The organism is Rhizobium sp. GW821-FHT14E12 (assembly GCF_058803745.1).
This window is the reverse complement of sequence record NZ_JBXAPH010000001.1, coordinates 89,237-111,681: the sequence shown is the minus strand read 5'-3', so window position 1 is coordinate 111,681 and position 22,445 is coordinate 89,237. Positions and strand designations below refer to the sequence as shown.

At 56.4% G+C, this 22,445-nt stretch carries 28 protein-coding genes and 5 tRNA genes; 8 read left to right on the top strand and 25 right to left on the bottom strand.

Features of this window, described 5'->3' with window-relative positions; genetic code table 11:
• Positions 1–70 precede the first annotated feature (70 nt).
• Complete coding sequence (locus tag AC1RO0_RS00595) at positions 71–376, bottom strand: ETC complex I subunit (RefSeq protein ID WP_153365732.1); 306 nt, start codon at positions 374–376, stop codon at positions 71–73.
• A 329-nt stretch (positions 377–705) separates the two neighbouring features.
• Positions 706–2,061 (bottom strand): hypothetical protein, encoded by a 1,356-nt coding sequence (locus AC1RO0_RS00590; RefSeq protein ID WP_498591061.1) that lies wholly within the window; start codon positions 2,059–2,061, stop codon positions 706–708.
• A gap of 142 nt (positions 2,062–2,203) precedes the next feature.
• Here AC1RO0_RS00590 and AC1RO0_RS00585 point away from each other — a divergent pair, with 142 nt between their 5' ends.
• A complete protein-coding gene (locus AC1RO0_RS00585) occupies positions 2,204–2,509 on the top strand; it encodes a hypothetical protein (RefSeq protein ID WP_498591060.1) in 306 nt (101 codons plus the stop codon).
• Between the two features lie 56 nt (positions 2,510–2,565).
• Complete coding sequence (locus tag AC1RO0_RS00580) at positions 2,566–2,874, top strand: hypothetical protein (protein WP_498591059.1); 309 nt, start codon at positions 2,566–2,568, stop codon at positions 2,872–2,874.
• Positions 2,875–3,003: 129 nt separating this feature from the next.
• On the opposite strand, the gene AC1RO0_RS00575 is transcribed toward AC1RO0_RS00580, so the two are convergent.
• The 4 genes from AC1RO0_RS00575 to AC1RO0_RS00560 all read right to left on the bottom strand — a co-directional run bounded on the left by AC1RO0_RS00575 (position 3,004) and on the right by AC1RO0_RS00560 (position 4,212).
• Entirely contained in the window at positions 3,004–3,210 is a 207-nt protein-coding gene (locus AC1RO0_RS00575) for a hypothetical protein (protein ID WP_498591058.1), read from the bottom strand.
• A 47-nt stretch (positions 3,211–3,257) separates the two neighbouring features.
• A complete protein-coding gene (locus AC1RO0_RS00570; RefSeq protein WP_498591057.1) occupies positions 3,258–3,569 on the bottom strand; it encodes a hypothetical protein in 312 nt (103 codons plus the stop codon).
• A 7-nt stretch (positions 3,570–3,576) separates the two neighbouring features.
• The gene (locus tag AC1RO0_RS00565) at positions 3,577–3,870 is read right to left on the bottom strand and encodes a hypothetical protein (protein WP_498591056.1); all 294 of its coding nucleotides are present in this window, start codon (positions 3,868–3,870) and stop codon (positions 3,577–3,579) included.
• 90 nt (positions 3,871–3,960) lie between these two features.
• On the bottom strand, positions 3,961–4,212 hold the full coding sequence (locus AC1RO0_RS00560; RefSeq protein WP_498591055.1) for a hypothetical protein: 252 nt from the start codon (positions 4,210–4,212) through the stop codon (positions 3,961–3,963).
• 130 nt (positions 4,213–4,342) lie between these two features.
• Here AC1RO0_RS00560 and AC1RO0_RS00555 point away from each other — a divergent pair, with 130 nt between their 5' ends.
• Entirely contained in the window at positions 4,343–4,513 is a 171-nt protein-coding gene (locus AC1RO0_RS00555) for a ribbon-helix-helix domain-containing protein (RefSeq protein WP_498591054.1), read from the top strand.
• Between the two features lie 870 nt (positions 4,514–5,383).
• Here AC1RO0_RS00555 and AC1RO0_RS00550 read toward each other — a convergent pair.
• From AC1RO0_RS00550 to AC1RO0_RS00460, 19 genes are all read right to left on the bottom strand, one after another.
• On the bottom strand, positions 5,384–8,113 hold the full coding sequence (locus AC1RO0_RS00550; protein WP_498591053.1) for a phage tail tape measure protein: 2,730 nt from the start codon (positions 8,111–8,113) through the stop codon (positions 5,384–5,386).
• Between the two features lie 11 nt (positions 8,114–8,124).
• Entirely contained in the window at positions 8,125–9,762 is a 1,638-nt protein-coding gene (locus AC1RO0_RS00545; RefSeq protein WP_498591052.1) for a terminase large subunit, read from the bottom strand.
• On the bottom strand, positions 9,755–10,174 hold the full coding sequence (locus tag AC1RO0_RS00540) for a phage terminase small subunit P27 family (protein ID WP_498591051.1): 420 nt from the start codon (positions 10,172–10,174) through the stop codon (positions 9,755–9,757). Before AC1RO0_RS00540 ends, AC1RO0_RS00545 begins: the two co-directional genes overlap by 8 nt.
• 15 nt (positions 10,175–10,189) lie before the next feature.
• Positions 10,190–10,299 (bottom strand) — tRNA-OTHER (locus tag AC1RO0_RS00535).
• Between the two features lie 44 nt (positions 10,300–10,343).
• Positions 10,344–10,661, bottom strand: coding sequence for a phage head closure protein (locus tag AC1RO0_RS00530; RefSeq protein ID WP_498591050.1), 318 nt, complete (start codon positions 10,659–10,661; stop codon positions 10,344–10,346).
• Positions 10,661–11,074, bottom strand: a complete 414-nt coding sequence (locus AC1RO0_RS00525; RefSeq protein ID WP_498591049.1) for a DUF3168 domain-containing protein — start codon at positions 11,072–11,074, stop codon at positions 10,661–10,663. Before AC1RO0_RS00525 ends, AC1RO0_RS00530 begins: the two co-directional genes overlap by 1 nt.
• A complete protein-coding gene (locus AC1RO0_RS00520) occupies positions 11,067–11,492 on the bottom strand; it encodes an HK97-gp10 family putative phage morphogenesis protein (protein ID WP_498591048.1) in 426 nt (141 codons plus the stop codon). Before AC1RO0_RS00520 ends, AC1RO0_RS00525 begins: the two co-directional genes overlap by 8 nt.
• On the bottom strand, positions 11,482–11,784 hold the full coding sequence (locus AC1RO0_RS00515; protein WP_498591047.1) for a head-tail connector protein: 303 nt from the start codon (positions 11,782–11,784) through the stop codon (positions 11,482–11,484). The genes AC1RO0_RS00520 and AC1RO0_RS00515 overlap by 11 nt, the downstream gene beginning before the upstream one ends.
• Entirely contained in the window at positions 11,771–12,469 is a 699-nt protein-coding gene (locus tag AC1RO0_RS00510) for a hypothetical protein (protein ID WP_498591046.1), read from the bottom strand. The genes AC1RO0_RS00515 and AC1RO0_RS00510 overlap by 14 nt, the downstream gene beginning before the upstream one ends.
• Positions 12,466–12,819, bottom strand: a complete 354-nt coding sequence (locus AC1RO0_RS00505) for an HNH endonuclease (RefSeq protein WP_498591045.1) — start codon at positions 12,817–12,819, stop codon at positions 12,466–12,468. Before AC1RO0_RS00505 ends, AC1RO0_RS00510 begins: the two co-directional genes overlap by 4 nt.
• Positions 12,816–13,442: a hypothetical protein gene (locus AC1RO0_RS00500; protein WP_498591044.1), complete on the bottom strand. Its 627-nt coding sequence runs from the start codon at positions 13,440–13,442 to the stop codon at positions 12,816–12,818. Before AC1RO0_RS00500 ends, AC1RO0_RS00505 begins: the two co-directional genes overlap by 4 nt.
• 3 nt (positions 13,443–13,445) lie before the next feature.
• Positions 13,446–14,987 (bottom strand): phage major capsid protein, encoded by a 1,542-nt coding sequence (locus AC1RO0_RS00495; protein ID WP_498591043.1) that lies wholly within the window; start codon positions 14,985–14,987, stop codon positions 13,446–13,448.
• On the bottom strand, positions 14,984–15,376 hold the full coding sequence (locus AC1RO0_RS00490; protein WP_498591042.1) for a gene transfer agent family protein: 393 nt from the start codon (positions 15,374–15,376) through the stop codon (positions 14,984–14,986). Before AC1RO0_RS00490 ends, AC1RO0_RS00495 begins: the two co-directional genes overlap by 4 nt.
• Entirely contained in the window at positions 15,373–16,614 is a 1,242-nt protein-coding gene (locus AC1RO0_RS00485; protein WP_498591041.1) for a phage portal protein, read from the bottom strand. The genes AC1RO0_RS00490 and AC1RO0_RS00485 overlap by 4 nt, the downstream gene beginning before the upstream one ends.
• 96 nt (positions 16,615–16,710) lie before the next feature.
• The gene (locus AC1RO0_RS00480; RefSeq protein WP_498591040.1) at positions 16,711–17,247 is read right to left on the bottom strand and encodes a hypothetical protein; all 537 of its coding nucleotides are present in this window, start codon (positions 17,245–17,247) and stop codon (positions 16,711–16,713) included.
• Positions 17,248–17,278: 31 nt separating this feature from the next.
• Entirely contained in the window at positions 17,279–18,844 is a 1,566-nt protein-coding gene (locus tag AC1RO0_RS00475; protein ID WP_498591039.1) for a DUF6538 domain-containing protein, read from the bottom strand.
• Between the two features lie 92 nt (positions 18,845–18,936).
• Positions 18,937–19,013 (bottom strand) — tRNA-Pro (locus AC1RO0_RS00470).
• 125 nt (positions 19,014–19,138) lie between these two features.
• On the bottom strand, positions 19,139–19,651 hold the full coding sequence (locus tag AC1RO0_RS00465; RefSeq protein ID WP_498591038.1) for a DUF192 domain-containing protein: 513 nt from the start codon (positions 19,649–19,651) through the stop codon (positions 19,139–19,141).
• A 1-nt stretch (position 19,652) separates the two neighbouring features.
• Positions 19,653–20,231, bottom strand: coding sequence for a cold-shock protein (locus tag AC1RO0_RS00460; protein ID WP_007691013.1), 579 nt, complete (start codon positions 20,229–20,231; stop codon positions 19,653–19,655).
• A 195-nt stretch (positions 20,232–20,426) separates the two neighbouring features.
• Here AC1RO0_RS00460 and AC1RO0_RS00455 point away from each other — a divergent pair, with 195 nt between their 5' ends.
• The 5 genes from AC1RO0_RS00455 (at position 20,427) to AC1RO0_RS00435 (ending at position 22,445) form a co-directional block, all read left to right on the top strand.
• Complete coding sequence (locus tag AC1RO0_RS00455) at positions 20,427–20,867, top strand: VOC family protein (RefSeq protein WP_498591037.1); 441 nt, start codon at positions 20,427–20,429, stop codon at positions 20,865–20,867.
• Between the two features lie 208 nt (positions 20,868–21,075).
• On the top strand, positions 21,076–21,864 hold the full coding sequence (locus AC1RO0_RS00450) for a hypothetical protein (RefSeq protein ID WP_498591036.1): 789 nt from the start codon (positions 21,076–21,078) through the stop codon (positions 21,862–21,864).
• 157 nt (positions 21,865–22,021) lie between these two features.
• A tRNA-Glu gene (locus tag AC1RO0_RS00445) sits at positions 22,022–22,096 on the top strand.
• 85 nt (positions 22,097–22,181) lie between these two features.
• Positions 22,182–22,256 (top strand) — tRNA-Glu (locus tag AC1RO0_RS00440).
• A gap of 119 nt (positions 22,257–22,375) precedes the next feature.
• Positions 22,376–22,445 (top strand) — tRNA-Glu (locus AC1RO0_RS00435).

The following is a 22,445-nucleotide window of genomic DNA, read 5'->3' as shown; positions in this document are numbered from 1 at the left end:
GTCGCGGCGGGCACTACATGCCTGAAACTGCCGCCAAACTCAATGGGCGGCGTTGCAATCAACACCCGGCTCAGTGAGTCCAGGGCTGGATGCGGCTGAAGCGGAAGTTATCGGTGTAGGAGACCACCTGGCGGTTGGCATCCTTGGGAGCGATGACGCGGTATTCGATGCCCTCGCGCTGGGCATAGGCTTCGGCCTGCTCCTGCGTGTCGAAGGTCAGCTTGAGCTGCTGGCGCGTGTCGGCCGAGGAGGTGTAGCCCATGATCGGATCGATTTTGCGCGGGGTTTCCTGGTCGAATTCCAGAACCCAGAGGTGGGTCTTGGCCTTGCCGGACTGCATGGCGGTCTTTGCGGGACGGTAAATCTTGGCAGGCATCGCTGCAGCGCCTCCGAATAAGCGGGACAGCCCGCTTTCTTGCTTCTCTTGTCTTCGCCCGGCCTTTTCGGGCAGAGCGCATATGGGATTCTGCTTAGCCGCGAATCCCTTTGTTATCAAGCAAAAAGGCGGCGCAGCCTCATCTCAATCCATCGATACTTCTAGGGGATTTAAAATGGTCGGAGTGGAGAGATTCGAAATCGTAAATGCCATTGATTTTCAATGATAATTTCCACTCTTTGTAACACTGTAACGACCCAAATTCTGTCACTTTGCAGATCCCATGTAAGCGATGACCAACTCTGGACGCAAGGTCTTTTTAGGTGGGGTCAGTGGAGCATCGAAAGAAAGTGCGCCCATGCCGATGCTTTTTCCGCAACAGCTGCAAGCGCAGTGACCACACACGCAGCACCCATTATCATCGGCACGCCCGACTTGATCGCGGTATCGACCGCGAGATCAGCCTTCCTAGCCAACCATGCAAGAATCGAACTTGCGACTCTGCGAAGTGTAGATGCTTGTGCTTCTAGCTTTATCGGGTCCGGTTGGGCTTGCTGAGCCTCTGCCCGCATTTCAATGGCAACCTCGACAACAATCCGCACTTCCGAGGGCGTAATGGGATCGGGTTCGACCAGTTCCGGCGGATGATTATGACTACGCGGCGGGAGGTTTTCCTGATACGTCTGTAGCGCTGCCTCAAGGCTTTCTAATCGAGATAGCAACTCCTTTTGAAAATTTCCGGGCGCGGCGACCTGATTTGCGGACGGAACCAGCACCCCCTCCGCAAACGTAAAATCTGTTGAGGCGGTCGCCGGCCCTCCTGGCACATTCACCGTGAGAAGATTACCAGTCGAATCCGTGAGGATATTTCCGTCTGAATCCGTTAGATAAACTTCCCCAAGTGGCGGATTATCGACACGCCGAATGACGGTTTTAGTGTAGTCCTCGCCCACTCCAAGTTGATTGTTGTCCTCCTCCTCTTCCTCGTGAGCGAAGTCCGAAATATCCGGTAAGGGTTCCTCGATGGAATGGATGCCGTCGTCGTCCTGACCTTCTTGATCGGCGGAATCACGATCATGATCATCATAACCATAGTCGCTTTCGATGGGCGCCCACTCGTAGATGCCGTCACTCTGCACCTCATCCACCGCGTCCTGAATATCTTCGAAAGAAGCGAGATCCTGAAATTCGCTTTGAATCTCGTCGTCTGCATCATACGGTCCGCCGTGGTTCCAAAGAAAACCGCCCTCCCGCGTATTGTATGAAGTGTTATGGCTAGGGTCTTCATACCGCGACAGAAACCACTGCGTCATCGCTTCAACTTTCCGCGCAGCGGACAGCCTTTTGAACTGAGACGGCGTGAAACGTTGCTCGCCAATATAGTAAGAGCGTTTGCTGTTTATGTGTTGCTGCGGAGGTTCTCGAAGCTCAAAATCGTCCGGCTCCGGGTCAGGCTCATCAAAGGCATTGATGCTAAGCTGGCGCGTGAATTCACCGGGGCTAAGCCCTAACTCTGCCAAGACTTCCGGTTCAGTCTGATCACCGAAGCGGACAAGGTAGCCGTAAACCTCACCATCATTGCCGTCGATTGTCTCAAGCTCCCATTCACTGCTCTCTAACAACTCGACGTCAACACCCCACTCCGCTGCAATGGCCCCCGCTTGCCCGTTTTCATTGAACGCCATGACATTTCCTATGATTCGCTGAACGCACGAGAGATATTACGCGGTATGCGAGTAGAGAAAAGCCTGATAGTTTAACCACCGCACTGTTCTTCACGGATCAATTATCAATATAGACGGCGCTTGAAAAGATCAGGAGGAAAACATGAGAGTAATAAATGATCAATGGGAGATAACCGGGAGTAGTCTTAAGGGACGCGGGGGAATTTCATACTACGAAATTCCTGCAGTTCGCCTTACGGAGACCGGGAACGAGCCATATAGCAAGACGCACTATGATTGGCCGATTCAAATCGCCAAAAAAATGAACTTTGACTACGGCCTGTTCGTCGAAGCCTTTAAGGTTGCGCTTGAACATTTTGCCGGAAAGTATCACCCTGCGGTGGACACCGCGATGCTGGAAATTAGCATCGAAAAAGGCCACGAGTTCAACAAGCAAAAGCACCAGTAACGAGTTCTCAGAGATAACTCGCACTGCCAAGAGCATGTTGTCTAAGGATGAATGATATGGACCTTCTCGCCATGCGCCCATCAGAATGGCGTCGTCTTGATGAGGAACTTGTTCAGGTCAGTCGCCGAGCAGAGCTTCTAGACGCGCTGAATGATTTTCTGAGCAGCGTCCGCACGGATGGCGGTGCGGACACCGATCGAATTTATACGACAGCGCTTAAGCTGACGCACGCAAAGGTGTGGAACCACATCTCGCTGCGTGAATTGGCACATGCGTTAGCCGCCTCTCCTGAAGACGTAGTGTCTGTGTTCATTACTGGCCTTCCCTTTGCTGCACGCGACTCGATGATGATGGCTTCGTCTTGAAACATTCGACCGGGCGCAGTAGATTACCGGAGTGCTGCTAGGGAAGCGCGAACTCCCCTAGCAACGTTTACCGCTTAGCTTACGATATTAACCCGGACGGTCACTGACCAGCTCGTCCGGGTTTTCGCATTATGCCGCACCTCGACGGCGGTTCTCAAAGGCGTAATAGATCGCGCTGGCAATGCTATGCGACCATTGGAAAATGTCGCGGTCGTCCCACTCTTCAGGTGTCATTGTCCGCGCCGCAGCGAGTTCCTCACAAACGATGGTTCCAACGAGGCCGATCATGAGATCATCGGCCTCGTTCGGCGTGAGGCCGTCATATGTATTCGACATGGTTTTTCCTTGAACGAAAAGGGTTGCCGCGATTGCCGACCCTATCATTACCGGCCGGACGACCTAAGCCAATTGAAGAACATCATGATAGCGAAGCCTATAAGCGAAGCTATGCCCGCCACAGCCCACAGCTCATAGCGCTTGCCCATGATCGGAACCCTGACGGCTCCCAGCGGCGGGATGAATACACCCCAAAAGAAAAGCAACATGCATCCACAAAGGGCGAAGATAAATATGGTCGCTAGCGGCGCTTCAAGAAATTCACCAAACAGGCTTTTCCTAAAATCGTGCTGCGTGAAGAGTTTGTAGACGCCAACAACGACGAACCCGGTCATCATGAGTGCAACCATCGCTGCCATAGTAGTTTTAATCCTGCCGTGGTTCGGTCTGTGTCTGGCGCATCAATGTCGCCTTCTCACGGCCCACGCCGACGCGGTTGCCGACTAGACCGAAGAAGATAGTCATCAGGAAGACCGCGAGCCACCACCCTGCGAAGGCCGTTCCGAACACGGCGATGCCGAGCCCAGGCATGACTACGGTCGCCAGCGCCATACCGGCGAGCACGAATGAGGTAGTCCATTTCTGCTGTGTGGTTGTCCATGCTAGTCGGACGAGCGGTCGAAGCATGAAGCGCGCCGTGGCGCGATAGTTGAATTGCATTGTTCTTTTCTCCTGCCTACGCCCGATTGTGCCAGTGACAGAAGCTTTAAGCAAGAAGCGCGCCGGGTAACGCAGCGCGCTTCTTGCACCTCAAAAATATACGGTCAAACTCAGGCGCACATTGCCTGAAGCTCGGCTTCCGCTTCCCTCATGCGCCGCATACGGGTCATCGCTGCCGGCAAAGGTCATCATGGGCCACACGCCGAGTTCGCCGAGAACTTCTACAATGCGGGTGCGAAGCATGTCGGGTGCTGCCGGATCGAAGGTTCGGGTGATGTCTTCCAAGCGGTCAACCGCGCTGTCGTAGCTGTCTGTTGCGATGTAAACTTGTGCATCTGTCATTCTTCCATCTCCGTCAAATCGGTAACGGTTCATTAAACGCTGGTGTTTATTCCGTCAATAAACGCTGGTGTTTATTTTCAGCGATAGATGCTATGTGATCCAAGGCCCGATCACGAACATGGAGCACGGTATGGGTAGACCTCCCCTGAACATGAAAATTGCGACCATCCGGCTCCCGGAAGAAACGCTGAAACAAATAGACGCATTGGTCGGCAAGCACCGCCGCCCGAAGTTCATTCGGGAAGCGGTAGAGCGTGAGCTTGAGCGTGTGAAAAAAGAAAAAGCCTCTGACGAGACATGAGAGGCATGTCGAAGATGATACGAAAAACCGGAAGCACGGAATTAGACACTCGCCGCTTTGCGGCTCCGCGCGCTTCGCTTGCCCGGTCGCTTACGCTCCCGGCTGACCTTCAGCATCTTCCTAATCGCGTCATCACATCACAATGACCTGCGGGAATAGGACTTATTCCCCCTCGACTTGAACCACCTATAAAAGCCGACACGAGGTCGGCGAGGTGGTTCAAGTCGAGGGGGATTTTCTGCGTCAAACAGGTGGTGAAGAGTTCTGGTCCGTTAGACCAACTAGGCGGCTTCCATTTGCCTAGCAGCACTCCGATATCCTGCCCTTGCGGGCAAAGCGGTAAGCGCCACGTTCGACTTTCCTTCAATCGACACGTGACCGGACGTTGTGGTTGCTGATCCTGTCAGCGTTTCACATTGCGTCCATCTTTTATTGCATCCATTCCACGCGGTTTCCCGGTGCGGCGATAACCTCGCTGAAGCGTCCGATGTTCTCCATCGGGGAGCGGGGCAGCGTGATCTTCCGTTCGTCTCTGGCTGACTGATAGCGCCGGTCATGTTCCCGGTGTCGCCCACATATCCAAGGCCAGTATGACCTTCGGGGAGCTAACGACACTCCGCGAAGGGTGCCGCCTCAAGGGGTTGACAAAATAGGAATTATATCCTATAACCAAATCACTGTCTTGAAGCGGCAGTATTCTCTTGGCCTCGGCAGAAAAGCACACTGCCGGGGCCATTATCGTATTATAGCGAAATCTGCGAGCGAGCGCGTCAGTTTGCCAAAAAATTCATTGCTCGCAACATATAGGAAATTATTCCTCAAGTGAATCCCTGAAATTTTCGCCATACCGAGCCTATGAGAGGCGGATGATTAGCGCGCCCTCTGGTTCAGATAATTTCCTGCTTTTGTCTGGCGACGAATTTCGTCCGCAACGATGCTGCGGGCTGACACCTCATATTCCTTCGCCATCTTGCGCGCCAAATCGTCATTCTGCGAAGGCGTCCCCGCACTACCGTTGACCGTGATGGTAGACGAAACACTGATCTGCTGAACAGGCGCGCCATTACTATTCGCGGCCATAAGGTCGGGCTTGCGAAGCGCCGGGGCGTCACCAACGTAGCCGCCCGTCGCGAATGCTGCCACCTTGCCGCTGTTGATCGCTTCAAGAACAGCGCGGTTCTGTTTCGTTGCCTTCGCGTTCACAACAAACTCACCATTGGACAGGCGGGCCGGAATGCTGTCGCTGGTCCCCGTGCCGGGGCCATGAACATGACCACCTTCAGCGAAACCAAGCATCTTGCCGAACAATCCGCCGAGAATGCCACCGAAACCAACGCCGGCATTAGAATTCGTTGTCTTGGTGCCGAACAGGCCGGCGAGCGGTCCTTCGCCCATGAGCGCGGCCTGAAGCACAACCTTGATAAGCGTTTGCAAGAGGTTCTGCATGGTCTGCTGAAGCGTCGTCGTGCCGGTGATGAGGCCGGACAGGCTATCGACCATGGTTTCACCGAAGAAGCGCGCCGTCTCTTGTGCCTGCTGCTGCCTCTGCTGATACTGTTCGAGCGATGCGGAAGCGAAGGCCATCCCGTGCGCGAGCTGGGCGATTTCCTGCCTATTTTGCGCCGTGAGCGGGATACCGCTACGCTGCACCTGTGCAAGCATTTCCTGTTCGAACCGGAGCGCCTTCGCCTTTTCGGCTGTCATGCCGATGGTCTGCTGTTCGGTCTTCTGCTCATTGACGTATTCACGGGCGCTGCCGGTGATACGCCCATAGGCTTCAGACTGCCTTTGCGCCGCCTGGGTGAGCTTTTCGATTTCTGCGGCGGTTTGCTTGTTCCGCGCATCGGTGTCCTCGATATGCCAGTTCTCCCCTGCAACAGGGAAAGAAAGGCCAAAGCTACCGGCATTGGCGAGAACCCATTGCCGGGCGTGATTGTTGGCGTAGGTAAGATCGGCGGCATTGCCGAAATTGTGCTGTGATTTGCCGGGCGGCGCGACCTTCTTGCGTGCCAGTTCTGGCGAACCATACTTCTGCAAGGCCTCCCGCCAAAGCCTTTCTTGAGTCGGTATATCGCGAAAGCCGGAATAGATGCTGACGGTGCCCTTCAGGTTATCGGGCATACTGGCAATCATCTTCGCAAGCTTTTGCTGGAATGCAGACTGCATGCCGGTGATGCTGCCTGCGCCCTTGTCCTTCGTCAGAATAGCGGAAAGGTAGCTCTCGGGATCATCGGTAGCGCTCTTGAGGTTCAAGGCAGACAGCGCCTTGCCGCGCATCTCGTTCGCCATATAGATGTCGCGTTGGCCGGACGACATCGAAATGGCCTTCTGATAGATGGCCTCAATCTTGGCCTTTGCATCCATGTCGGCAAGGGCCTTCGCCAGTTCCGGCACTTCACCCTTCAGCATGCGAATCGCATCGGTGTAGCTGGTCAGGGCATTGACGGCGTTCCGGGTGCTCGCGCTGGTATTCGCCAGCGCTGCATTCAAGGCGCTCACAAGCGGGGTTGCACCCTTCGCATCTTCGCCGGTCTTGTAGACGAAATTGTCACTGTAGCCGCTGCGGCGGTCCAAAATGTCACGAAGGTTCATAGCCTCCTTCGTCAGGTCGGCAATAAGCCCCTGCTGCCTTTCGATGTTCTGCGCGGCGAAAGGATCGTCCGGGTTTGATGCCTGTTCCCGCATGAGGTCAGCAAGCTGCTTCTTCGCGGTATCCAGCTCCTTATACTTGGCGATAAGGGCCTTCTGAACGTTACCCGTTGCCTGCTCTTCGAGCTTGTTGAAGCCGTCTAAGAAGCTATCTGCGGCGAAGGCAAGACCAAGGACGGCCTGCTTGACGTTCGTGCTGATCGTCCTGCCGATGGCATCCCACTTCTGATTAAATTCGTCGGCGCGCTGGATAAGCTGGTCCGACATGATGATGCCGAGGTCGTTCGCCTCCTTGATGGTCTTGCGGATGCCATCGGCTCCACGCTCAATGAGCTGGACGAATTTTTCGCCACCCTGCCCACCGAAGAGTTCATCAAAGACGCGGATACGGGCTGCTTGGTCGAGTTCCTGCATGCGGTCTATGATATCGAGCAAGAGTTCCTTTGGATCCTCAAGCCTCTTCGCAAGCTCTTCAGCCGAATATCCGAGGCGCTGGAATGACTCCGCACCACTGCCCTGTCCGGTCTTGATCCACTCATCGGCGCGAAGGGACAGTTCCTTCATGCCGTCGGCAAGTGCGTCAACCGGAATGCGGTTCTGTTCGGCGACGTAGGCGAGTTCTTGAAAGTCCTTCACCTTCAAGCCGGTCATCTTAGCTTGATCGCCGATTTCGGCGACACCCTTGGCAAGTTCGCGGACACGGCTAAGAATCTGGTCAATGCCGCCCACGGCAAGGGCGCCCACGGCACCGCCGATCAAGCCTTTACCGAAGCTACCGAGCGTGCCGAGTGCACTGGACATCGCCTTCTCGATACCGGAACCGGCGCTTTCGGCCTCCTTCTGGATGGCCTTAAAATTGGTGCGGCTCTTGCCCTTGGCGCGTTCAAGGTCGCGCTCATACTTCGTTAGGCGGGCCTCGAAAGACACAAGAAGGCGCTGCTCATCGGACATTCTGGAAACTCCTATGCGGCTTCGTCGTCACGAAGCTGGTCAAACTCATCGGGATCACGATCGAAAATCGAGCGCTGGTTATCATTCGCAGCGGCCCGGAAGACGGCCAGCGCCGATGCGATAGCGCCGTCGATATGGTTACTGTGGCGAGTGCCCTTGTGCATCGTCGTCAATTCGCTGGCACTGGTCGCACGCTTCACCACGACGGATTCGAAATGGTTCCTCAAGATCGGGTGCGCCCCGTGCCGGATGCGACGACCGTTCACCACGCGCTCAAGGTCACAAATCGGGCCGTGCATGTGCTTCGCCGTCTGCGGAAGCTGAAGCACGTTGATGCCGTGATCCATGAGCTTCGCCATAAGCGGCCCGGCAAGTGACGGGTCAAAAATGACTTCGCACACGTCATAGGTGCCGCAAATATCAACAATCTTATCGGCGATAATGTCAGGTTCGATTACTGGGCCGTCAATGACGTTCAACAGGTCATCGTCGCGCCACCGGGGATAAGGAACCTGTTCTACCTTGGCCTTGTCGTCCAAACCTTCGGACGGCAGATAGAACCACGGGTGGAGCGAAATCCGGCCATCTTCATAACGGAACGCGGCGACAAGGGCGGTCAAGTCACCGGAGCGGGACAAGTCGACACCGAGCCAGCAAGGTAGGGCCTCAAGTTCGGCGAGGTCGAAATTCGGATCACTCCCGGAGTCATAAACGGCCATGTCGAATAACGGGTCACGGGAAGCGGCCTGCCACATATTCAAGTGGAACTGCTGGAATGCAAATCGTTCGGCGGGCCGGTGTTCAGCCTCGCGTGCCATCGTGCGCAACCCGCCGAGATCGGGAAAGCCGTGCGCAAGGCCGGGGTTGACCTTGTGCCACACGTCTTCGTCACGCCAGTCATCGCCGGGTTCGGCTTCGAAGATGATTGGTAGGAAGGACGGGTCGTCAATCTCGCCGGTCGCGACCTTCCGGGCGTAGTCGTAAATCTCGAAGCCGATGTTTTCCTGTCCACGGCCTGCCGTCGTGGCGATAATCATGAGGGTGTCGGGAACCTTCGCCATGCCGGACTTAAGGGCCTCCCAAAGATCACGGCCCTTCCATGCGTGGATTTCATCGACAAGCACAAAGCTGGGCGTCTTGCCGTGCTGGGCCGCGCCGTCGCTCGAAACGGCAAGCAATTCCGCCTTGTTCGGGCGGCACATGATCTTTTTCGCCGAGTTGTGGGCGTCATAAATGCGGGTTGCGGCCACGATACGGCGATCTTCGCGCACGATGTTTGCCGCTTCCTTGAAGCCAATGCCTGCCTGTTCGCGATCAGAGGCGGCAAAGATTGCCTGTCCAGCCGGGCGAGCTTCCGGGCCAATGGTGTGAAGAAGTGCCCACGCTGCCGCGATGCTGGTCTTGCGGTTGCCACGGGGCAGCATAAGGAAGACCGTGCGGACGATACGGCTTCCATCAGCGTTGCGCGGGCCGTAAATCCGGCGCGTCATGCGTTCCTGAAAGTCGTAAAGCTGGAAACGGCCCTTCGCTGCGATACTGGCCGGGTGCTTCAGCGCCCGGATGAAGTCAACGGCTTCCTGTCCATAGCCGAACGGGTCGGCGATAGCGCTCCCGTCATAAATCCAGTGTGGGAACGCGCCCTTAGGCATGGGCGCGGCTCCTTCCGATTATCATGGGGTTGTCGTCGTTATCATCAGCGACGTCCATCATGGACGCACGGGACCGAGCGGCAGGCGTAAGGCCAAGCTCGCCAGCGGCGCGAAGTTGCTGCTGTTGTGCTTGCAACAGAATGGTGCTGATCGGGTTGCGCTTTCCGTCAACAAGCAGGCCGGTTGCTTGAAGCTCTTGGTGGGCCTGTCGCATGGTGGCGACGGCGATCACGTAATTTTCCAGCGCCGCGAGGTCGGCTTCGGTTAGCACCTTCCGGTCGGCAATAAGGATGGGAGCAACACGTCGCCATTCCGCTTTCGCCTCCTTCGACAAATAAGAAGAAGTTTTCGGAACAGATGTTACCGGAGAAGTCGCGGGAATGATAAAGGAGGGCTTAACACCGCGCGTCATGGCGCAGACCAAAAGTGGTGCGCCGCGCGGGACTCGAACCCGCAAGGGTTTCCCCACGCCCTTCCTAAACACCCCAAGCGGATGCTTAGGCAAGAGCGCGCGTCTACCAATTTCGCCACCGGCGCACTACAACTAAGATGATATGGACGGGTTGAAATTGCAAGTGTTGTCATTGTGTCGTCACGCCGCGAAGTTCCAGCGCGTCCCGCCTGCCGATTTCCTTGATTTCCTCGATACCGTAGGCTGTGCCGTCATAGCTCACGCGGTCGGCGGTCGTGATGCCTGGCCGATAACGGACACGAAAAATCACGGTGCCAGTCTCTGCCTCGCCGTAGCCGGTGAAGAATTCGCTCGCCGACTGCTGAAGGACTTCCGCCCATACGGTCGCGACGGGCGTCCACGCCTTCACGACGCTACCGGACGGCTTCACCGTTTCCGTTTGGCGCTCAATGGTGATACGGCGATCAAGCTTTCCAATGTTCAGCATTAGACAATCCACCGAATGAGCGCTTCGACGGACAGGACACCGTGCCCATATGCCGGGTCGGGATCACGCGGGAACCGGGAAGTCGTGATGCGGAAATGGTCGCAATAACACCCCTCAAAATTAAGGGGCTTGTCGAGTGCCGTCGTGATAGCCCCGGCGATTTCCTTTGCCGCGTCCTGTCCAGCGTCCAGCGTCCAGATATGAAGGTCGAGATAGACCCATGCCGTGCGCTGGCTGCTGTAGTCGTGTCCATGCAAGGTGGTGTTGCCGTCGCTCATGATGATGCACGGCGTCTTGTCGGGCCGGGTCGCACCGGAACGGATATGGTCAGCCGGGACAAGCACGACCACGCCCGGCGCGTCCACGAGCGCGGCACGAATTGCGGTCTGAAGGCTCAAAATAGGTTCAATCATTCTTTCCATCCCATGCGTCTCGCACGGCCTTTTTTCCGGCCCGGTCGATACGCTGCTGAAGGCGCTTGCGGAGAAGGCGAAGGGCGGGCCAGAAAAACGGCTGTGCTTCGGTGTCGGACGTGCCGTATTCGACAAGGTGCGCGTAACGCACGTCACTGTTGCCAGCGGTCACGATCACTTCCGTCTCTCCGGCAATGCGAGAACCGCCCGGCTGCGAATATGCAGGCGTTGAGTGGCCGGGGTCGGTCACAGCGATGCTGTTCGCAAGCGCGTGGGTGTCTTTCGGTGCAAGGTGCCGTTGAGCGTCGGCAAGTTCGTTCGCCGAAGCCAAAAGCGCCTTCGTGATCTGCTGACGTGGGGCCTTCTTCGCCCGGTCGAACGCCTTCATGAGGTCGTCAAGGCCGTCCTTACTCGCCATCGGTGAACCACTTTTCGCGGTAGCTATCGAGGATCGAGGTCACGCCATGCGGTGCAAGCTGCATGGATAGGCCGAAAGTCGCGAGGTTTCGCACCTCAAAATAGAAAGAAACGAGGCACAAAATCGCCCGTTTCACATCTGCCGGAACGGGGTCGAGGTCGGCGATAGGTTTACCGATGTAATTTCCGCACCACGTCTCTGCGGCGTCAATATAGAGGGAAATAAGCTCATCTTCGGCGGTTCCATCCACCTTCATATGAGCCTTGGCGAGATCAAGACTAACCGCTGACATTCTGATTTCCTGAAAAAGTTATATTCGGCATCGCTTGTGCGGCGCTCCCCGCGCCGGTTCCCTCGAAAGAGGCAAAGTTGCGGACTGCCCCGGTGTTGCCCTTGCGCGCCGTGCCTCCCGACAGGTAGCGTTCCGACTCGGGCACATACGTGTGGAGGGCAGAATGGACCTTACGATTATCAACGAAGCGCTTGGGCTTGCCTCGAGCGCTGTAGGGCTTACCGGTAAGGCAGCATCTACCATTGGAGCTATCAAGGGGCTTTTCGAGGGTGGCAAAGCGCCGGACCAGACCGAAGCTTCCAAACTCCTGAACGAGCTTTCTACTCAACTGACAGTGGCGAACATAACGAACGTTCAGCTTAGTCAAGCTCTCAAGACTCTGAGCGGTGAACTGCTGCGGCAGGACGAGTTTGAAAGAGAGAAGTCTAGATACGAGCTTTTCCAAACCCCTGAGATGGATATCGTTTTCAAGCTCAAAAATGACATGGCTAATGGACAGCCGACACATTTCATCTGCCCGGTTTGCATGAATGCCAGTAAGCTCGTCAGCTTCATATCTGGTGAAGGCGACTACAAAGTTTGCCAGACGAATAGGGATCACATCTTTAGGTTCAGAGACACACCGATGAGGCAGCCCGGTCGCACCCGTGGGAACTTCGCCCCACACGATTTCTAGGTAGTTCATTGGCCTCGCTCCTGCCGTTGCTTGATAGAGCTGTGGCAAGGTGTGCAAAGGGGCTGCCAGTTGGCGCGGTGCCAGAACAGGTTCTTGTCGCCACGGTGCGGGACGATGTGATCCACGACGGAAGCAAGGCGTGTAATGCCGTGGCTACTGCACTCCCGGCAATGCGGGTGAGCGGCAAGGTATTCAAGGCGGGCCTTGCGCCATTCATGGTTATAGCCGCGCTCACGGGCTGAAGGACGACGTGCATCGTGACGGGCATTGCGCTCCTGCTTTGCCTTGCGCTGGCATTCACAAAGGGCGCCATGCGGCACGACGCGACCACAAGAGCAGATGCGAGGTGGCAAGCTCATGCGCCACCTGCAATCTTGGCCTTGAGGGCGCGAAGCCCGGCGCGGTCAAATTCGGGGTCGAGGCCAGCGGCTTCATTCTGCGCTGCCTGTTCGGGATTGGGTGCCTTCGCCGACTTTTCTTTATCGCGCACAAGAATGCCGGTCGTAATAAGCCGGTCAAAGTGTGCAGACATGGCGCGGGTGATTTCGGTAGGCGTGGCGTTCCACGCTACATCGGGCGTCCAGCCGAGCCATCCGGTCGCGCTGTCATACAGGCGTGCGTAAGCTTCAGCCCAAGGCAAGGGCTTGCCGCTACTGATTGAAGGCTTCGCCTGCGGGTCAGGTGTGGGCATGAGCATGGATAAGAGGTCGCCAATTGGCTCGCGCACGGCCATGAAGAAAGGGAAAAGCGGCTTTCCCGGTATGCCGAGCAGGAAAGCCGCTGCATCCTTAACGGGGGACGAGGCCGTCAGGATGATTTCGCAAATGATAGTCATGTTGAGGTCGTCCAGCGCCTTGAACAGTGCCGGGAAGCCGAAACGAGCCTCAAGGGTAGCGGCGGCCCGCAAGGATGGGCGAAGCGTCACGGTGTTGCCACCATGCGCAATCGTCACCTGTTCGTATGCGGGCCGCTGAATGTTCATGGATTAGGCCGTCGCCATCTTCAGCTTGCGGAAGACATCGGCGCGAACGACGCCAGCACCGACACGGCGACGAGCATGGATGCGAACCATGCCTTCGGTTGCGAGCAGATAAGGGTTCTCACGCACCGCAAGCTCGATACGGTCATAGATGCGATAACCAGCCTTGAAGTCGCCGAAGATGATCGGGAAGGCATTCGCCGCGATATCCGGCATGTCGAGAAGTTCAATAACCGGACGGCCAAGAATCGTTTCGGGCTGACCTGCCTGATAGGACGGCTGCCACAGATAGTTGCCGTTGCCATCCTTTAGCTTGCGGACTGCGGCGAGCGTGGTGCCGTTCATGGCCCACGTTCCACGGTTCCGGTAAACGCCCGGAAGCGAATACATGAGCGTGATAAGGGCGTCGGCGGAAAGATTCGTCGCATGCCCGTTCAGGCTGTTGGCGATGCTGGCTTCAGTCATAAAGCCCTTCGGCTCCACTGCGGCGCTGCCATTTACGAAGGCGAGACCTTCCTTCGCGCCGAAGTCTTCTGCCAGCGCGAGGCGGATTTCCGAGATAATGTCGTGGGTGGCGTCTTCAATGAGCCAGTTGCCGACATCGATGTGCGTGGTCATTTCCTTGACGGAAAATTCCATCTGATCGAACGTCGGTTCCGATGCTTCGGATACCACAGCCTCGCCCTTCCACTTGGCGTTAGTGACGGTGAGACGCTTCGGCAGGATGATGGTATGCGAGCCGGTCGAGCGAACATCCGCGATGCCGCGAACGGGTGAGAATTCGACAAGGTTGCGGACGAATTCGTTACTGGTTTCCTGCGGAGCGAGGACGTAGCTAGGGGCATCGTTGGCGACCGTCAGGGCCTTGCGGTCGATTTCGCCACTGCGGAGATAGTCAGCAAACGCCTTACGCTCGATGCCGTTGTCGTTCACGGCGGTCGGCACATTGTTGTTCGCGGCGGTCGGGCGGCTGAGCTTTGCCTTCAGCTTGTCCACATCGCTGCGGAGAGCCTTGATTTCAGCAAGTTCTTCCGGCGAAACCACCGGATCGCTCTTCATTTCGAGTTCTTCGTTTTCCAAATTCGTATCCTTGTATTCTGCCGTGCCATCTGCGGCCTTTACTGACGTGATTTGCGCGCCGGGATGGCTGGGAACGGCGACAACAGAGATTTCGTGAAGGTCGAGGGCCGTAATCGTGCGCCCACGTTGGCGGGGCTTTGCGGACTTCGTGCGGAAGCCGATGGACAGGCCAGACACGGCCTTGTTACGGATCATGGCGCGGACTTCGCGGGCACGTTCAACATCGTCCACGAGCAAGCGGCCCTTGATGGTCAGGCCGTCCGGCGTCTCGCTGATTTCGTTCCAAACGCCAATTACCTGCGCCTGATCGTGGGCGAAGAGCATTGGGAGGACTTCCGGCGAGGCGAATGCGCCCTTTTCGATCACGTCGCCGACGCGATCCGGGGAGCCGAACGGCCACGCGATACCGGTAATGGCGCCAGCATCGTCAACCGTGAGCGCGGCCTTGATTTCAAGGCGTTCCGTCATTCGGCCACGTCCTGATAAGCAGCACGAATGGAAGCAGCGAGATCGCCGGTCGCTGCGGCTTGTCGAATTTGGTCCTGGGCTTCTTCCTCATTACCGAAGAACAGTGCCGTGATAACGCCATCGGCGACGGCGAAAACTTCTGCTAGCGGACGCCCGATGCCGTAAAGAGCTACAAGCTGGTCCGCTTCACGCGGCAGGGTGCCACCGCCGATAAGGCCGAGGCGAAGCACCTGAAGGACTTCAGAAAAGGCATAGTCTGACGTGCGGAAGCGCCGGAACAGCGCGCCGACGCCGTGGCCGGTCTTGCGCTCTAATTCTTCGATAAGTTCGCGTGTCGGGAAGGCGAACAGCTTCTCGCCGTCGCCGAAGAAGGCGGTGTGCTGGATCATGCGGGTTCCTTCGCCGGGGCCGTGTCCAACGTTTGGACAGGTGCGGCGTTGCTCGTCGTGTGCGGATTGGTGAGTTCGTCGCCGCCCGGAAGCGGCTGAAGATTGAGGATCGCCCTGACTTCGTTTGGGGTCATGATGCGGTTCGTTACGAGCGCGGTCATATTCGCGGTGCGGCTAGCCGCATCGGCGCGCATGAGGTCGTCGGTCACAAATTCAAAATAATGGGTGTCTTGTTCGTCCTCACTGAGAAGCACGGTCGTCATGGCGTCGGTCCAGCGGTCCAGCCACGGGCGAAGGCAAAGCTGAAGGAACTGCGCGCCCATCTGCTCCGTATTCGACCAAGTTCCACGCGTAAGCTCGAAAAGCATGGTCGGGGGCACGCCGAAAATGCGGGCGATTTCACGAACCTGCTCAAGACGATGCTCAAGGAACTGCGCATCGGTCGAGGTCATTGCGGGCTGGTCATACTTCCAACTGGCATCAAGAATGAGCGGATCGCCGGAGGTGCCCTTCTGCCATTCGCGGAAGGATTTGCGGATATTGCCGACTGCCTGCGCACCCGCTTCGCCGCCCTGCGGCTTGTCGTTGGAAATGATGCCGGTCGGGCGAGCGCCGGAACCGAAGAACTGCGCACCATGGCGCTCAAGGATCGCGGCAAGGCCGATACCTTCCTTGCCGAACGAGATCAGCGACGTTGCGAGGAAGGAAGGGACATGTAGAATTTCGGTGTGAGGATAATCGCGGGTGCCGGAAGCCTCCGAGACGCGATAGACGGGAGCACCGGTCAATGAATGCTCAAGAATCGCCACCTTGCCCGGCTTCAACCGGTGAAGCTCAAACGGGCGTCCGTCTTCGAAGCGAACCACCTGTGCGTAGCCGTTGCCGTGCATGAGGGCGTCGGCAGTCAGGCGCGTGCGAAGATCGCCCGCGCCAGTCCATTCATTCGCCCGCTTATGGACAATACGATAAGCGGAATGATCCTTGGCCGCTTCCTTGCCGCCCGCGGTCTCCCGATAGATTTTGCAAGGAAGAGAACCAATGGTTTCAGAGATCAGACGAACAGCCTGAAGAACAGCGGGGACATAAAGCGCCGACTGCTCACTGATTTTGATGCCTGAGTAAGTAGGGCGGAAGCCAATTAGGTCGCGGAAGTCGGGGCTATTGAGGGAATATGCCTTCTGTTCTACCGGAAGACCAATAGCCTTCATCGCATTCGAAACAATGCCGGCAAAACTCATGCATTCCGTCCTCAATTAACTTGAGGTGGATTCTGGCACATTAAGGAATATTTGTGAATCCTTAAATAGGATTTAATTCCTTAAATAGGATAAAAATCACGCTCCAGCCGCTATTTGCGCATTTCTTATCTGAGCTAGAGCGATGGTAAACTGAAGCATTCGCGTATTCAGGCGATCTATATGATCTGTAAAATCAACAATTCTTTTAAATTCTATACTATTCCCCCGCATGAAATACCCTCCCCCATTGATCATGACAGAGTTTCCAGACGCGGACTTACTAGGATTTTGACCTAACAAACTTCCCCAATGGGTATGAACCAAAGCGTTTCGATCTTTTCCAGCGCTCTTCAGATCCGACGCAAGTTTGAGAGCCAATTCCTTGTATTCTGACAAGACGTCTAACTTCTTAAAGCACTTCTTCCAAAACTCCATACGTTGCTCGAACGAGGTAGGCGGCTTGTCGGAAAGCTGATTTCCTCCGAGCACATCGTAAAGCGACTGGCAACAAACATCGACTTGAAATTCGACATTCGACCATTTGGCGCAAACTCGACCGATAGCTGAATAATATGCCAAGTGAACGTCAGTCTCGCCAGCGTAGAGAAAATCTCGATAGTGAGGCTCCGTCATCTTGCCCTAGCGTCTCCGAACAGCGCATATGCTAAATTATACTTCTCACCTTTTTCATCTGCACGGCAAGTTCCAATAGTTTCAAATCGCTTCCGCCATAGTCGTCTGCCGACGAACCAGAAGAGCGGCCTACGATATAAAGCGCTGCCTTGTGGTTTACGTCCCCGAAAAGTGCATCCTCAAATAGGTGTCGGAAACCGTGGTTAGGCGGTGGGGTGTCTGCATAATCCTTCAGAGGACCTTCCTTGAGCCACTCGCGAATACGTTGATCTTGAAAGGCGCCAGGAAACAGCTTGCCAGCCGGACGCGCTTTGACGAATTCGATGAAGCCTTCGGCGATCAATGCTTGATGAACCGGCACCTTTCGCGCTTTACGGGTCTTTGTCGTGCGATCACCGCCGACACGTATGTGAACGAACCAATTCCCTTGGAGTTCGAACACGTCAGCTTTCTCTAGCTGCAACGCTTCGCCGACACGCATTCCGCTATGAGCCAGAAGCCAAGGTATCCAACGGAAGTTTGGGCGCGATGTTTCGGCCCGCGCCGTCTCGAGAACCTTCTTAGCCTGCTCAAGAGTATAGGTGCGGTCAGCGCTGTCTTTCACTTCGGGCACGGGCAATTCGAGATAATCGAAGGGCGTTCCTTTGGGGATAGCCGGGAACAACTTTCCCCGGCATTGTTCCTGCCCCCATGTCAGGATTGCCCTGATAGCAGCGAGCTTGTCACGGATCGTCTTTCTTGAGAGCTTCCCGGCTTCAAGCATAGCATTGCGCCATGTCTCACCCTCTTCGAGCGTGACGGTAGCAATACGCTTACTGCGGCGATGATGCTCAAAATCATAGACCGTCTGGCGATACTTTTCCAAGGTTGCGGTTGACTTCTTGTTGCCACCCAAGCCTATGCCAGTCAGGCGTTCCTTCTCCTGAATGACCATTTCAAAGGTGAGATTGTTAAATTCGGAAGCCGATACATCTTCGGCAATTTCGTCCTGCTCGACGGCAGCGGCAAGCATCGGGTTTTCAGGCTTGCCGGTGAAATCGCCTTCGTCGCGCTCTGCTACCCGTGCCAGCACTTCTAATTCCGAAACGCACATAGCGCGGGCCAAGGTTCGCCATTCGGCTGTGCCCTTGATGACCGTCGTGTTTCCGAGTCGGCGAAAACGCTCGACAAGGTTTCCTACTAGCGTCTCAAGGGTGTCGTCATCGAGACTACCGGCGATCCCAGCCCGTAGCAGCTCGACAAGCCTATCGTCCAGGAGACCCGTCGCATGGCGATTATCCATGTTCCGAAGCTCTGTATCGAAGGCGATCCGCTCATTGTAGTTTCGAAGCGCGATTTGATCGACAGGCAGCGGGTAGCGGCCCGGCGTGATGGCTTCGCCCTTTGATACCTGCGCCTTGCGTTCGGCGACTGCGATCTTCGCTTGAAGTTCGGCGACAGCGGTATGCAAGCGCGCTTTTGCGACCCGCAAATCCGCGCCAAGGGGCGAGCGAAGCTCATTTTTGTTTTCGAGGAAGGGCCGAAGGTCTTTCGGGATTACGAGCCGAGCGAAATAACGGCCATCGCGGTTAAGCAGGTATTTAGTCTTTGAAGGCATTCCCAACTTCCATTTTGTTACACGTTTTGTAACAGAAAGTTGGCCGAAACCCCATGAAAATCAGCTTCTTCAGCGTTTTCAGGGCTAAACGATGGTCGGAGTGGAGAGATTCGAACTCCCGACCCTCTGGTCCCAAACCAGATGCGCTACCAGACTGCGCTACACTCCGTACCCTTCCGCAATCTTCAAAAGATCGCGTCGCTCTGCTTGGCAGAACGAGTGGGGAGATACACGGTTCGCCTTCATGCTGCAACAGCTAAAATCGTGTCGAACCGATGATCCCCGGGGAAAGATCTATTTGCCGTGCTTGGCGGAAAGGGTGCCGCTCGTTACCTTGTCGCCGACGGCGAGGCCGAGTTTCTTCACAATGCCACTGTTCAATTCGATGACGTAATCCACCGGACCGCCAGAACTGATGATCGCTTCCGAATAGGGCACGGCATTTTCCTGGATATGGGTGATGACGCCATTCCTGTCCAGGAAGAGCATATCCAGCGACAGCTTGGTGTTTTTCATCCACATCATCACCGGCCGCGATGTGCCGAAATCGAACAGCATGCCGTGATCGGCCGGCATCGCGTCGCGATACATCAGCCCGAATTCCAGCTGCGGTTCGGTCAGCGCCAATTCCACGGTGAACTTGTGCGTCTCACCCTTCGCAGTCTTGATCGACAAGGGTTCTGACGCAAACTTGACCGTTTGCTCGATCGCAGTCTGCGCGGCAAAGCTCGTTGGGCCGGCACAGCAAACAAGAAAAAGCGCCAAAGCGGCGCTTTTCAAAACAGTAAAAGACGGTCTTGCGGTCATCTCAATGCGGCCGCGTTGCCGGGCTCGGCGCATCCGGATGGATTTCCGCCGCCATGAGGCCCTTTTCGCCCGGTCCGAAGCGAACGAGAACCACCTGCCCCGGCCGCAGCTCGGCCAGACCGAAACGGCGCAGCGTTTCCATATGCACGAAGATATCCTCGGTACCCTCACCGCGCGTCAGGAAGCCAAAGCCCTTGGTGCGGTTGAACCACTTGACCAGAGCGCGCTCAAGGCCGCTTGTCGCGGTCACCTGGACATGCGTGCGTACCGGCGGCATCTGCGACGGGTGCACGGCGGTCGACTGGTCCATGGAGAGAATCTTGAAGGCCTGATAGCCACGCTCGCGGCGCTGGATCAGCGCGACGATGCGCGTTCCCTCAAGAATTGTCTGATAACCGTCGCGACGCAGACACGTCACATGCAACAAAACGTCCTGCATGCCGTTATCCGGAACGATGAAGCCGAAACCCTTGGCGACATCAAACCATTTTACGACGCCGGAGATCTCGATAAGATCGACGGCTTCGCCCGATAACTCTCCGAAGTCGGCTATTCCCTTCGATGAAATTCTGTCGCTCATCCTGGCCAGCCCTCGATTACGCGTCACACTGTTACGGTTAACTGATTCCTTGAAATCAAGTTTAACATCTTGGTAACGGAAATGCGCAAGTCCTAGTTTTGTTTATTCCCACTCTTGATTATCAAGCCAAAGTCTTGCCCGAAGCTGGTGTCCCGTTTCATGATCGGTCCAGCACAACATTAGAGAGGAAATAGAATGCGTTATCTCCACACCATGGTCCGCGTGACGGACCTCGAGGCGTCACTGCATTTTTATAGCACTCTATTCGGCCTCACCGAAACCCGCCGCTATGAAAACGAGAAAGGCCGATTCACGCTCGTTTTCCTCGCCGCCAGCGACGATGCCGAATCATCACGCAACAGCGGCGCGCCCAGCCTCGAGCTGACCTACAACTGGGATCCGGAGGAGTATACCGGAGGACGCAACTTCGGTCACCTCGCCTATGAGGTCGACGACATCTACGCGACCTGTCAGAAGCTCCAGGACAACGGCATCACGATCAACCGGCCGCCCCGCGACGGTCACATGGCCTTCGTGCGCTCGCCGGACGGCATTTCCATCGAGATTCTCCAGAAGGGCGCCAACCTTGCGCCCGCTGAACCCTGGGCTTCGATGCAAAATACAGGCGCCTGGTAAAAGCAAGCTTTCGCGAGGCTTACGGCACGCGCGGAGCCATCGGTTTCGCGCTTGCCGGCCATACCCGCTCTCCTGCATGCTTGGACGACTCGAAGCATCATGCATCGGATTTCGCGGGGTCCCATCGTTCCCAGTCAGTGTCGCGCGACATCATCGTCCCTCGCAAGAGGCCGTTCCGGTGCACACTCTTTAAAGCGGGGAACGTCCTTTGTGCGATCGGCAGATTCTATCCGGCAATGAGACGCGCGCAAGCGCTATTGCAATTGCCCTCTCGTTTCTGATGCTCTCCGGCTGCGCGACGACAGCCGACAAGCCAAAGCTGGCGGCGGAGACCGCGCCACCACCAAGCGCCGCAGAGCAACTTGCCGATTCTCTCAACAGCAGCGCCGAGGCGAAGCGACTGAAAGGCGATGCCGCCTATCGTGATCCGCTGGTTCGCAGCGTGCATGACGTACGGCGGCAGATCGTCACCGAACAGGCGAACAATCAATCCGGCTACCCGCCGGCTCCCGCCACCGACACACCAGCCGGCATCGCCGGGCTGGTAACACAGCCGACGGCGGTGAACGCCAGCAGAAGCAGCATCTATGCGGCACCTGCCCCGATCGCCGTCAATCCGGACGGAACGCTCGCCAAGACACAGCCGGACGGTGGGCAGCAGGGAATTACGCCGTTCATGCGCAGCGTCTACACCTTGCCGCCGGGTGCCGCACAGACCATGGCACCGCCGCAGAACGATGGTGGCATGCCGGTAGGCCGGACCTCCGAGTCCGTGCTTCCCCCGCCCGTCATCCGCAACGCCGCTCCCCCATCGACGAGCCCGATGAAGCCGACAGCGGATGCCACGCCATCAAAAATCATGCCCGCCCCCGGCTCTTCTGCCCACACGATCGACAGCAAGGAAGCGCTGATGCTGGCGCATATCGCCGCGTCGAAGGGCCAAGGCCCGGGCGCCAAGTCGCTGATCACGCCAACACAGGGCGCATCGGGGCTTTGAGCCGTTCCTCTCCGCAGATCTTCACAACGTCCTGTTAAGGCAGGCTTATTCAAATTTCGCTGTAGCTTCATGCACCTGTCATTTTTTCGAAGAAAAAGCGAAATAGGCGCTTGCGGGAATGAAATCACCCCGCTATAAGCGCGCCACACAACAGCACGCGCCCTTCGTCTATCGGTTAGGACGACAGATTTTCATTCTGTAAAGAGGGGTTCGACTCCCCTAGGGCGTGCCACTGTTGTCTCTCTCTCTCATTACAAGAATGCTTGTTCCGCTTGCGGCGGCTTTGCGCTATTCCTATATGCGAGCGAGCGCATCATGCGCCCTTCGTCTATCGGTTAGGACAACAGATTCTCATTCTGTAAAGAGGGGTTCGACTCCCCTAGGGCGTACCAAACGGAACTGCCTCAAACTTTTCCACAATCGCATCGAAAAATCTGCCTCTAGTCGTGGATTTTTCTCGATTTTCCGCTTGCGGGATCAAAAGGTGCTGACTATAAGGGCGCCACAGCACGCGCCCTTCGTCTATCGGTTAGGACGACAGATTTTCATTCTGTAAAGAGGGGTTCGACTCCCCTAGGGCG